A 13,302-nucleotide genomic window follows, 5' to 3' on the forward strand; every position below is an offset into this window, starting at 1 on the left:
AAGTTCGCAGCGAGAATCCATACGTCTTTTTCTGAAAAGCGATCTTTTTAATGGAAGTCATGGAAGCTGTGTGATGCCGGACGAACATCAACAGAAACGCAAAATCGAAAACGAGCCCCATCAACCGGCAGAGTTGAAGGTCAGCCACCACTCATTAAAGCAGTGGCTTTCCGGCTGGTGGCAACGTGTCAGCGCATGCCGCTGGCGTTTCGATTTCTGGCGGGCATCTCTTTCGCCATCATCTCAACGAGCACTGAAGATCGGGGAGCAGGGCGAAGCGAGGGCCGAGATGTACCTCAAGGGGTTGGGATATCAGATTCTCGCCAGAAATCTACGAACCCGGCTGGGTGAGATTGATCTTTTGGCCCTCGAAGGCGAAACGATCGTCTTCATCGAGGTGAAAACCCGCAAGTCGGATGCTCGCGGTCGACCGGAAGAGGCGATTCATCCGCGTAAACAAAAGCAGCTATCAAGAGTGGCGATGGCGCTCTTGAAGTCGAACGGGTGGTTGCATCGACAATCAAGGATCGATGTGATCACGATCACCGGAGAGCCAGAAAGCCCGGAGTGTGAGCTCAGGCACTATCGCCATGCCTTTCCTTCGACACTCTGACCAGATGATTCCATGATCCTGTCAGTCGAACTTCACGGTCTAGCGTAATGGCAACAGATCGGTTTCGAGGTCAAAGCGGGAATCATCTTCATCCCGGCCTTCCTGCGGCTTCCAGTTGACCAGGTCACTGAAGTCAAGAAAACCATCGTCCAGTTCTTCTTCATCGGTCGTCAATGAAAAATGATTCGACCCGGCATTCAAGTGAGGCTGTGAAAAGAAAGTCTCGCTCGCGATCGAGTCACCGAATGGAACATCTTCAGTCGATGATTCGTTTGCCGAATCATCTTCAGGATTGAGCCAGAGCGTCTCAACGCGTCGGGTTTCCGGATGCCGAGTCTGAAGAATCTCAAGCCTGACGAAGGCTGGCTGAATCTCAATCACACGAATGATCGTATCATCACCGACAATGAGACACTCGTTCACAGCTCGGGAAAACTCAAGCATCCTGAACCTCATCAGTTGTATTCCGGTATCACTTCCGCACGACCTGCGAGTATGAGCCAGGCATTTCGCGTCCGAGTGATGTCATCAATTGAGGGGTCATTCTGCCGAGGGACATCAACTCGCACAAGTCGGAAAATCATCTTGGCGCATAGTTCCGTAAACCTTCTAAAGGTCAAGAAGTACCGCAACATTTCCCAAGATTTTTCTGTTGAAAAGCCAGTGAAATTGCCCTTGCATTGAAGCCTCATCACTGATCACAGAACGTGCTGGAGAGTGATACTGAATCAAGTCAAGTGTTGAACAGTCGCTTCTATCGGCTTCAAAAAAAATCATCGAGTATGGCTCAGACTCTTGCATCTCCCATGCGATGTCTTTCTCGCCGGATCCGCAGATCGTGGTCGTGATGTGATGACTTATTGATTGATGAGTTGTCCATGGCTCAGCCTGCGGGCTGCAAAGGCCGGCTTGAGAGAGGCATCCATCAGAGAGTCCACTCCTTCCAGACGTGCCAGGATCTGGCCTTGCCGATTCAGGATTTCCACATCCAGACTCACAACATGGGCTGTTGCCTTTTTGATGCGGCACATGACGATCACACCGTCAGCAGGCCACTTTCTTTGCAGAAGTTCAATGCGGCGAATTCCAGTCGGTAACGACGGCATGCCACGCTGTTGCCATGCCCAGACAATCGCCATCTGAAAGACAACGTCCAAGACCAGGGGATCAATAAGCCAACTGTGGCGATGAGGTTTATGCATCCACAACCGAGGGGCTTCAGCCACGCGTGAGATCACACTGACTTGTTGTTCGTTGCAGGCCAGAACCTGCTCGATGCCCTGCATTAAAGGGCCATGAAACAACCACTCCTGATACAGATCGGCGGGAAGGATCGAACGATCGAACGAGTCACCTCGCAAATCGTAGGTGGTGCTCAAGAGAGGTGGATCGATGGTCTGGCCCTTCAGAATGACATCTGCTGTGGCGTGCAGCAACGTCCGTCCAGCCGCTTCACTGGTCAGCCGGGCTTGCCATGGTTGAACCCATCCACTGGTATGGCGGGAGCTGTCAGCTTCGGCTAAAGGCTCCAGTTGAACTTTGAGTTGAGCGAGCTCATGAGAACTGAGGCGGACACCTTTCATCACTTTGACGTTCTCAAAACCACTCAGTGCCATTCCCGGGGAAAGATGAGCTGCCCCGTGAGCCATCCATTCGAGCATCATCGCCAGCGGAAGGACCGCTTTTCCTCCAATCACGTGATCGTCCAGAAAAGGATGGTCATTGACTGACAGTAATCGATCAAACCCCTGACGACTGGCCACGACTGGCTTTGTCTTTTCAATAGGCGTTTCTGACTCAACGAGTGATGCAGCAGCCGTCGGTTGAACAGGAGCCAGAACGACGATTTCGACCGGCCGCTCGCTCGCCTGGCAATACTCACTGGCAAAAATTGAAGCCCCTTCCCGAAGGGGAATCAATCCCACCTGTTCTCTGGCAAAGATGGCTCGCAACTGATCATTCACCATGCCGCCATCCCACGGCCCCCAGTTCCACGAGGTCACGTGACACTCGGGATGCTGCACTGCCCAGGCCCGTGCCTGCTTATTGAGAATTTCATTGGCAATCGCGTAGTCGGCCTGTCCCGTTCGGCCGTATCGACCTGTGAATGATGAGAATAGCCCGAGCATGCGCAATTGAGATGGATCAATGGCGGCAAGGAGATGCTTCAGCCCCTGCACCTTCACACGCATGACATCTTCAAATTGTTCGCGGGTCTTACGCTCAATGCGTGCATCGGCAATCACTCCCGCCCCGTGAATCAAACCCCGGATCGGGCCCATCGAAGCGACGATTTCTGCCAACACCTGGCGGACACTGGAGGGATTCGACACATCCAGTTGTCGATAAACGGCTCGCACGCCAGCCTTGGCAAAACGATGCAGATTGGTACGGAGTTCCTGCTGCGCCAATCGTTGACGGGCTTCATCCGCGACCATACGAGGTGTCCAGCCGACGGGGTTTTCGCTCATGATCTGCTGACGGAATTCGATTTCCGTCAGTGGTCGATCATTCCCGTTGGTCGCCGAAGAAAGATCAGGAGGTGGAGTTCGCCCCAGAAGCACCATGGTTGCCCCCAGGGCTTTGCCAAATTCAAGGGCGGCTTCCATCGTCACGCCGCGCGCACCACCTGAGACAACGACGATATCATCAGAAGCCAGGACCGGGTTCGCCTGGGCAGATGCGGCCTGCACATTGAGCGTGTCCCATTCCACCTGAACTTCTACGGGAGATTCTCCCGGAAACTGCGCGATCCCCGTTTCGAGGGGGCCTGTGGCCAGAAACTCCTCGACAAGCTGCGGTACAGCCTCTGAGGGGGAGAGTTGTCCGATGTCGAACACTCTCGCAGTGACTTCGGGCCATTCGTGCCGGGCGGTTTTGATCAACCCGGTCAATCCGCCCGATTCTGGAGAGACGATGTGGCGCAGAGCTTTGGTATTCGACACACCAAAGTGGCCATTGAGACGGACAACTCCGCCTAAGAATCGTCTTTCACCGGCCATGATGTCTTTGCGAAGTGCCGATGAGACCTGCTGCAGCCATTCGAGGTTCTGCCACAGGTTGATCAGAGGATCCTGGGCCGTTGCACCGGGGAGTATGATCAAGCCGCTGAGAGTATCGGGAATATTCACCACAGACGCCCCTTGCAAGGTGGCTGTCTGAGGCACAATTCGAGAGGCGATGCCCTGGCTGATCAGAGCACTGGCGAGTGCGCGGGAAAGGCCGCTCTCTCCGAGGCCATCGTCAGTGATCCAGACTTCGTGCCGGAGCAGATCCTTCGTGCGGCGTTCGCCAGCCGGAGCAATGGCCACTGTTTTCAGAAGGCCACGCTGGAGTGAGTGTGGTTCCGGGAATCGAGTCTCACGAGGCGTGGTCTGATTGTCACCAGCAATGACCGTCGGGGGATGCTGATTCTCTTTGTGGGCGGATTCAACGACGAGTCCGGCTGAGCCTAGTGCATCAGATGAAGTGTTTTTTTTTAACTCGTACGTGTTTTCTGGATAGCCCGCTGGAGTGGTCTCGGGGTAGGCCGCGACGACATCGGCGAGTGTCTGGAGTGAGCCGAGCTGTTCTGGAGACACAACCGGCAGGTTTGGAAATCGTTCCTGCATGGCACTGAGAATCTCGACCCGCTTGATCGAATCAATTCCGAGGTCATGATCAAGACTCATCCGCAGTTGCAGCATCTCCTTGGGATAACCTGTCTTTTCGGCGACGACCTGCAGCAAGGCATTAGCGAGATCAGATCCACCAGAATGTCCGTTAGAACCATTGGTTCCATGGGAAGCTGCCGGCATGCTCACGGATGGAGAAGCCGAACTTTGATCCGCTGCCGAGGAAGCCGCGATGCCTGCGGAGGGTATAGTTTCGCCCGGGTAGGCGGCGACGACATCAGCGAGTGTCTGGAGCGAGCCGAGCTGTTCGGGAGACACGACGGGCAGGTTTGGAAAACGTTCCTGCATGGCACTGAGAATTTCGACCCGCTTGATCGAATCGATTCCCAGATCGTGATCAAGACTCATCCGCAGTTGCAGCATTTCTTTGGGATAACCCGTCTTTTCTGCGACTACTTCTAACAGTGAGGCAGCCAGACCGCTCAATTCGCTGACAGGACTCGTCTGTGATCGGTTTTGAGTCGGTTGTGGAGGAGTCAGTTCCTGGGGAATCTTTGCGACTGCTGGTGCAGTCCCTGTGGTCGATTGCGGATAGGCGGCGACGACATCCGCCAGAGTCTGAAGTGAGCCGAGTTGTTCGGGAGACACGACGGGCAGGTTTGGAAATCGTTCCTGCATGGCACTGAGAATTTCGACCCTCTTGATCGAATCGATTCCCAGATCATGATCAAGACTCATTCGCAGTTGCAGCATCTCCTTGGGATAACCCGTCTTTTCAGAGACCACTTCCAACAGTGACGCTGCGAGTTCGGAATTCGTCTTTCCGGCTGGTGGTGCGACAACTGGCACTGGAGCTTGTACAGGGACGGGTGCTGCCGCTGAAACAGCCGCCGAGACGACAGGTTGGGCGGATGTGATCATGGGCGGGGCTGGTGGCAAGACTGCGACTGGCGGTACAGCCGAGATCATTGTTGCGGGCATTGGTGCCAGCACTGGAACCGCAGCGCTGGGGGGCACTGCAGGTGTCACGATGGGTGGCATTGCCGGTGGCAGAGGTGCTGCCAGTGCCTGGGTCGCAGGGCTGGTCATTGAACCATTGGGACTGGCGGCTGGCACATGCTGAATGAGTTGTGTCAACAACTGCAAGGCCTGCTGCTGCTGTGCGAGAAATGTCTGATGTGCCAGAGCGGTCTGCTGCTGAATGGCCTGCAGTGTCTCAAGGTAGGATGCCACGGGGGAAGAATCCTTGATCTGAACGGGAGAATTTAGCGGAAGCGTTTGCGTAGTCTGAGCGTAGTGCGCCGGAGCACTAACGAGGAAACGGTCTTCGGAAGAGTTCAATCCAATCGCTGATGAGGTGAATGAAGCGTGGGAATTCACGACTTCCGATGAACCTTGGGTTGTCGGATGGATGACATTGGTTAGGTTGGCTCTCGGCAGGTCAGAGCTCGATGCCGGGTTTTGAACAGGCTCAGGCACCTTCGTTTTGACAGGCAAAGGTGGCTTGGGTCTGGTGTAGTTGGCACCACAGATAGGAATGGTGCCTTCCCGCGGTTCGGGAAGATGGTGATTGCTCCAGAGTGTGGGGGCATCCCAGTGGGCGAGTTGAAGATCGTGACCACTTACAGCCAGTTGGCCCAAAAGCCATGCCAGATCCCATTCACCTCGTCGACGTCCCTGGGAACTGTCCAGAGCCAGAGCCTGATGAGGTTGTCCACTCAGGATCGAAGAGACCAGCCCTGACAACACATGGCCGGGGCCAACTTCGATAAAAGTGCGCACCCCTGACTGATACATGGCACGAATCTCATCCACAAAATGGACAGGTTTGGCCAACTGACTGGCCAGCAGTTCGCGGGCAGCCTGTGCTTCCTGTGGATAGACTTTGGCAGAGGAGTTGGCATAAACAGGAATCGATCCGCCATGAAAGGGAATCTGTTCGAGTACGGGACGAAATTTGTGAGCTGCCTGCGCGACCAGCGGGCTATGAAATGCGGCAGCGACGGCCAGTTGTTTTCCTCGCAGATTCCGCTTGCCCAGCAATTCACCAGCCCGGGTAATCTGATCCAGCCGACCTGAGATTACGACTTGTGAAGGGCTGTTATGGTTGGCAATCACCAGTTCGAGATTCAATTCGCGAAGTGCCTGCTCGACAACTTCACTTGAAGCATGGATTGCGAGCATGCCACCAGGCTGAAGTTCTCCTTCTGCCATGAGTTGCCCACGCAGCATACTGAGTCGATAGAGTTCTTCCGGCGAAAATCGGCCCGCAGCACACAGTGCGGTCAATTCCCCATAGCTATGCCCGGCGACAGCGGTCGGTCGAATTCCGAACCGTTGAAGAACTCTCCATCCTCCCAGGCTGACGGCACCTAAGGCGGGTTGTGCCACATCAGTCGCCTTCAGCCGGGCCATGGCCAAAGCCCGCTCTTCGTCATTCCAGACGTTGACGGGGTAAATCGCATCCGACAACGCCCAGGAAAAGGCCCGTTTTCCAGTTCGAGGTGCATCTGCAAACGCATGATTGGCAGCAGTCAGTACATCCCGCATTTCGGGAAAGAGACAGGCCAGATCGCGGAGCATTCCCGGATACTGTGATCCCTGTCCGGGGAATAAAAGTCCGATCGATCCAGTGGCGAATCCTCGCGAATAGGCGACTCCTTCGGGAAGTGTCCATTGCACAGGTGCTTCGAGAGGAGACTGCCGCGTGCGGCCGATCTGCTCAATCGCTCGTGTTGCCAGTGTTTGCCAGTCGGTCGAGGAAAGATCAGCCACCAGGGCCAGTCGGCAGAGATCCTGAGCGCGAAACTGGCTTCGCAATTGTGAGGCGAGCTTGCGAATGGTTTTTGGTAAACGACGAGCCTTCGCGAGAAACTCATTGATCGTTCGAATGAGTTGATCTTCATCGGGGCCACTGAACGCGAGCAGTTGAATCTGACCATCCCACCCTGGTTGACGTGGCGGGCGGCATTCAGCCAGTGCTTCTTCCATGAGACAGTGAAAGTTACTTCCTCCAAAGCCAAACGCACTGACTCCCGCCCGGCGCTTGCGATTCAGGCCCGGCAGCCAGGGGCGGCTCTGGATGTTGACATAAAACGGGCTTTGGCGAACGCCAGGATGTGAACGCAGAGCATCCGCCGGTTGCTCGACTTTAATCGTCGGAGGCAAGACCTCGTGGTGCAGTGCGAGGAGCACTTTGATCAGACTGGCAATGCCGGCAGCCGCTTTGGTGTGACCGACCTGCGACTTGACGGAGCCGACAGCACACCAGGCATTCTTCTCCTCACCGGCCACTGTTCTGGCAGCGGCTTCGAAGATCGTCGTCAGACCTTTGATTTCGGTGGCATCGCCAACTCTCGTGCCCGTCCCGTGAGCTTCCACCAGATCGATTTCGTGAGGAGAAACCCCCCCCTGCTGATAGGCATCTTCCAGGCAGCGAATCTGTCCCTCGGCTTTGGGAGCATAGACTGCAGTCCCTTTGCCATCGCTGGATGTTCCTACACTTCGAATGACACCGAGCACGCAATCGCCATCTCGTTTTGCATCGGCCAGTCGCTTGAGGACAATCAGCCCGACACCTTCACCCAGCATTGTGCCGTCTGAGTTCTGGCTGAATGGCCGGGCATCTCCTGTCGGAGACAGCGCCGGAGTTTTGCTGAAGCACATATACATGAAGATGTCATTGAAGGTATCGACACCTCCAGTCAGCACCATATCGCTCCGACCCGCCTGCAGTTCGAGCAGAGCCAGGTGTAACGCGCTTAATGAGCTGGCGCAGGCAGCATCGACCACGCAGTTTGTGCCCCACAAGTCGAGCTTGTTGGCAATCCGACCGGCAACGACGTTTCCCAGGAGTCCCGGGAACGAATTTTCCTGCCAGGGGACATACGCTGCCGAGATGCGCTCGATGACATCCTGTGCCACCGAGGGAGCCACTCCCGCTTCTTCGAGAGCCCGTTTCCAGTGCGGATGCCCCAGTCGAGCACCCAGTGGAATGACCATTTCGAGAGTCCCAGTGACTCCGAGAATGCACGAAACCCGCGATCTGTTAAAGGCTCGTTCCTGCCCGTAACCTGCGTTTTCCAGTGCTCTTTTGGCAGCCACCAACCCCAATAACTGGGAGGTGTCAATCGCTTCGAGATTGTTTGGTGAAATGCCGAATTCGAGCGGGTCGAAATCGACGGCCTTCAGAAATCCACCCCTGCGGGCATAGGTTCGATCAGGAGACTTCGGGTCGGCGTGGAAATAGTCGCTCACATTCCAGTGTGTCTGGGGGATCTCACGAATGCAGTCGACACCACGCCGGATATTCGACCAGAACTCCTCTGCGCTGGCCGCTTCCGGAAACAGACATGAAAGACCGATGACTGCAATCGGTTCTTGAGCAGGCGCAGCGTGCTGTGGTGTGGTCGCCAGGTGAGACATTGTCGAGTGAGCCATGCCGGTCATTTATTCTTGGGGATCAGGACGTGATGCGCACTGTCGATTGTGACCACAACCATCAGTTGATCAAGTCGAGAAGAGTTTGTCGCTCCTGTGGAACAACTCTCTGCCAATCAGGATGAACAGGAAAGCCTGTCCATTGCAAGGCATTGGCTCGCTGCACATAGGCTGCTCCGTAGAGCAGATTCAAAGCGACAGTACTCACTTTTCTGGCGGCAGGTTCCGCGAGGAAGGTGCCCTTCGTCCATTCATTAAAGGCTCCCATCGAAGGACCGCACCAGATCTGGTAGTCGAGTCGGCGTTCTGGCAAGCCTTGATTCGCCCAGCGTGAGGACTGGCCCAGATACCAGCGGAAAATCAACGCCATTTTATGTTTTGGCTCTTTTTCAGCACGTTCAAGCTGACGTGGGTCCCGCTTGGTGAAGAATTCGACGGTCTGTTGCCACACGTGGTCGAGTGTGGTCTGGAACATCGTCTTTTCGATCTGCTGACGTTCAGCAACTGGGATCTCATCAACCGAAGCATAGGTGCGATAGAGTTCGTGCAGCTTGGCGGCTCGCATGGCGAACATGGTGCCCCGTCGCAAGACCTGCAGCTTAACGCCCATCTCGAACATGTCGGCAGCCGGTGCCATAATGCAGTCAGCCTGCTGAGCTTCGGCTAACAGTTTTCGCACGACATCGCTGGTTCCGGATTCCACACATGCCTGATGAACAGAGCCCACCATCACATAGGCGGCACCCATCAGATAGGCAGCGGCTGTCGATTGGGGTGTGGCAATCCCCCCGGCGGCACCCACTCGCACTGGTTCGGCAAACTTGAATTCATCCTGAAGGCGATCGCGCAGGGCAATCAGCGAAGGGAGCAGCGACACCAGCGGGCGGTTATCCGTATGGCCACCCGAATCGGCTTCCGCAGTCACATCCTGAGCGACAGGAATGTAGGCCGCCAGACGTCCCTGTTCTTCAGTCAGAACTCCCGTTGAGACCATGTGGGCCACGAGCTTAGGAGGTGCGGGGGACATGAATTTCGTAGCGACTTCCACGCGGGAAACTTTAGCAACGACACGGTTGGGGACCACGATTTCGTGTCCACGCTGATGCACACCAGAGAGCCGATATCGAATGATATTGGGTGTCAGATCCAGGAATGCAGAAGCCTCGACCAGCCGGACATTTCGCCGGAGATACAGATCTGTCACAGCCGCTTCGAGACGAGGTTCACTGGGGCTGTGAATCAAATTTGCGCCCCATGACTTCCCGGCACAATTCTGTTCCAGTCTGGTCAGGGCCTGCTCAACACGTTCAGGCGAAAGCCCGGCTGCGCCAAAAATCCCCAGCATGCCCGACTGAGCCATTTCTTCCACAATGGATTCGGAACCAATCCCTGCCGCCATGGCACCAGACATGTAGGCATATCTGACGCCGTGATATTGTCTGAAGGCGGCCGAGCCCAGTTGGTCAGGGTGCAGTGCCGGAATGATTCCGAGTAGATGTCCGTTTGCGGATCCTTGCCAGGGCTCGATGCGATAGTCCTGAGGTGCAGAATCGCGTTCATGGGCGCTTACTGACAATGGCCAGTTGAGCTGTCCCAGAAGCCGGGCCACGGCTTGAGGTTCACGAGGTGAGGCCCAGGCTGCAGAGGGATTTCCTGCCGAGGATCTTGGGCCAGCCGATGTTGTCGTCATGCTTCTCGTATCCACCGAACTCTGAGAAGTTTCAGAGTATCGCTCGATTACCAATCCAACGTCAGCCGTGACGAACATCTGGCGGCGTCATGACTGCCAGTGAAATTCGCAGAAGTCGAGCACCAGAGAGAGTGACTTTCTCTCAGTCAATCACTCTTTAACATCTCAGGAAGCTTTGAGCAGAGCGTTCCTGTCAGGTAATTGGCGTAGACTTTGCGGACGCCATTATACGACCTGAGTGGGACAACGCACCTCTCAGAATCCTCTGTGGGAAGCCTCTTTCTGGAATTCATCTGTCGATCAACTCCGGTTGTAGGAACCAACCGGGATTTTGTGAAGTTGGGCAGAGAATTCCCAATTTCCAAGCGATTGCGGACGAGTCTGCACTCGTCGTGACCGTCGCAATCTGGGATGATCGTCACGAACGCCTCCTGTAACCGTATGTGGGGGTATGCGTTTCTGTGGGATTGTGAACACTCCCGAGTACCGAAAGACATCGATCGGGGCCGATTGTGAACGCTGATGGTGCCATCTGATGACCTGGCGATCGTTCTGGGCGAATGCTTTCGCCATACCGCGAAAGCTTCCATTATCCGCAGAAGATCGGGCGCTATCGGCCTGGGTCGCTCAGGAACTCAGGCAGAGAAAACTCGATGTTCCCGCCATTCTGGTGGTTGAATCGTGCCAACCACTCGCGGGAATCGCCGCTCAGCTCATGATTTTTCTGGAGCCGAGCCTGTCTCTGTTCATGCGGCCAGTTGATATTGGCAGGTTTCGGGAATTCATCGAAAAAGAAGGAGCGCTGGATGATCTGGTCGGGCGACTGCAAGGCCAGCCTGCAGTCGAGGTTAGCAATTCAAAATCAAAAGATCAGACGGAAGCCAGTTCGGAACCTTCTCGACTGCCGGAGACCTCCAGCAATTCAGAGTCAGTCAACTCTTCGTGTGACTCGTCATCGGCCGTTTCTGACGAAACCACCGAGAGGCCATAACCCAGAGCCTGACGACCTTCGGGAGTCAGTTGATAGCGCAGACCATGCTGTGCTTCGGCAAGTTCGAATCGAATGAGCCCCCAGGCGATCAACTTCCCATGCCCGGCAGACAGAGCAGCAGGCTCCATGCATTCAAGGATGGAGATCCGCGGGATCCAGGTCTCGGTCACCCCGTTGGCAAGTTTTTGGGGTTGATAAGACTCAAGCAGCCTTCGTAACTCTGGCTGCTGGCCAATGAGTTGGGAAGGCATGCCCAAAAGATCCACGAGTTCGACAGAAACATGGGATTTCATGCCGTTCGTATCGACCGGGATCTGTCGATGGCAATGGTTTGCCTCATGACCGTGATTTAACAGTCATGAGGCATGCAACCGGCAAATTCGGATTGATCCGAGCAAGCCCACCTCAACCCCGACAGCACGAATGCTGATGGGATGGAAGGGGCAGGAATCGCCAGAGATCAGACGTTTTCAGCTTTCAGAAGCATGGCTTCGATCGCCAGTCCAGGGCCAAAACCGAGGGCGACAACCGGGCCATTGATTTTTTCTTCACGCATTCTGTCGAGTACAAACAGAATCGTTGAAGAGGACATGTTGCCGTGCTTTTCAAGGACTTCGCGGGCAGGGGCGACATGGCTGTTTGACAGCGAAAGTGCAGCCAGGCAGGAATCGAGAATTCGCGGACCGCCCGGATGAATGGCCCAGCCGGCGATATCCTTGATGGTGAGTCCTTCGCGAGCGAGGAAAGGAGTCAGCCAACCGACAAGGTGTTCTTCAATCAGTGCGGGAACTTTTTGTGAGAGAGTCATCTCGAAGCCATGATTTCCAATCCGCCAGCTCATCGCGAACTTGGTGTTGGGCACCAGGAACGAGCCACTGCGAATCAGTTGATAGGCTGGCTTTCGATCCTCAATCTTCGAGGATCGGCAAATGACGGCTCCAGAACCATCCGCAAAGAGTGCATTGGCAATCACCTTGTCGGTTGTCCAGCCGTAATGGTGGTGCAGACTGCAGAGTTCGACAGAGCACATCAGAACGACGGCATCAGGATCCGCAGCGGTGTATCCGTGAGCGACACGCAGACCGTTAAATGAGCCGTGGCAGCCCATGAAGCCGACATGAGTTCGTGAGGTATTACGGTTGAGGCCCAGTTCTTCAATCAGGCCCATGTCCACGCCAGGAGAGTTAAATCCGCTGCAGGAGACCGTCACAATGTGAGTAATCTCTCTGGCATCCTGGCCTGCATCCCGGAGTGCAGCGACTGAAGACTTGATGGCCAGTGGTAAGGCATGCTGCTCGTACTGCCGCATGCGTTCCTGTGTGGAGGGTCCGTGATCTTCTTCGTTTTCTCGTTCATAGAAAAAGAATTCATCGCGATCATCCGCTCGAATGAAATCGTCGGGTTCAGCGCCGACGAGAACCGAGCCGCGATGTTTGACGCCTGATCCCTGATAAATCATTTCCATGACACGACGATGTTCATCGGAGTCGCAACAGGTGTTGCTCATGGCAGAATAAGCATCCATTTGCGGGATTCGCGATGCGGGAGCAGCAGTCCCGATTCCAGAAATGAGCATTGCCATAGTCACTAACTCCGAAAAAAGCACACGAGAAACGAAAGCTTCGAGATTGTCTGGTGGGCGTTACCAGCTCGGTCGAGAGACTGATATCTGCCAGCCTGGCAAGGTGAAGACTGAGTCCTTACGACTTTTGAAAACCAGTCCCAGTGTAATCGCGATTTTCTTCGCAATCACTGCAAACATTCCAGATTCTCTCATTTGCCAGAAAATCTGATCTTTAACAACTATCGACTTGCCAAGTGTGAAGACCCGCAGAATTCGCGAGTCAAAACCACATCAACTGGCATGAAGGCTGCCTGCATGGCGTAACCGGCGTAATGCGAGTAACCAGCAAAGAGATAGATCCCTGTCGAACAGAGGTCAATGCAGCGACAC

General features: G+C 55.1%; 6 protein-coding genes. 1 reads left to right on the top strand and 5 read right to left on the bottom strand.

What is annotated here, in order from left to right:
• The first annotated feature begins 73 nt into the window (after positions 1-73).
• The gene (locus A6X21_RS13225) at positions 74-613 is read left to right on the top strand and encodes a YraN family protein (protein WP_083233597.1); all 540 of its coding nucleotides are present in this window, start codon (positions 74-76) and stop codon (positions 611-613) included.
• Between the two features lie 39 nt (positions 614-652).
• Here the strand turns inward: A6X21_RS13225 and A6X21_RS13230 are convergent, their stop codons facing one another.
• The 5 genes from A6X21_RS13230 to A6X21_RS13255 form a co-directional block, all read right to left on the bottom strand.
• Positions 653-1,057, bottom strand: coding sequence for a carbon storage regulator (locus A6X21_RS13230; RefSeq protein WP_068848604.1), 405 nt, complete (start codon positions 1,055-1,057; stop codon positions 653-655).
• A gap of 413 nt (positions 1,058-1,470) precedes the next feature.
• Positions 1,471-8,667, bottom strand: a complete 7,197-nt coding sequence (locus tag A6X21_RS13235; protein ID WP_165603795.1) for a type I polyketide synthase — start codon at positions 8,665-8,667, stop codon at positions 1,471-1,473.
• A 61-nt stretch (positions 8,668-8,728) separates the two neighbouring features.
• Entirely contained in the window at positions 8,729-10,357 is a 1,629-nt protein-coding gene (locus A6X21_RS13240; RefSeq protein ID WP_068848699.1) for a PfaD family polyunsaturated fatty acid/polyketide biosynthesis protein, read from the bottom strand.
• A gap of 870 nt (positions 10,358-11,227) precedes the next feature.
• Complete coding sequence (locus A6X21_RS13250; protein ID WP_131818332.1) at positions 11,228-11,599, bottom strand: hypothetical protein; 372 nt, start codon at positions 11,597-11,599, stop codon at positions 11,228-11,230.
• A 209-nt stretch (positions 11,600-11,808) separates the two neighbouring features.
• Positions 11,809-12,930, bottom strand: a complete 1,122-nt coding sequence (locus A6X21_RS13255) for a type III polyketide synthase (RefSeq protein WP_068848610.1) — start codon at positions 12,928-12,930, stop codon at positions 11,809-11,811.
• Positions 12,931-13,302 lie beyond the last annotated feature (372 nt).

Origin of the sequence: Planctopirus hydrillae (genome assembly GCF_001707835.1) — a bacterium.
Taxonomy (GTDB): Bacteria; Planctomycetota; Planctomycetia; order Planctomycetales; family Planctomycetaceae; genus Planctopirus; species Planctopirus hydrillae.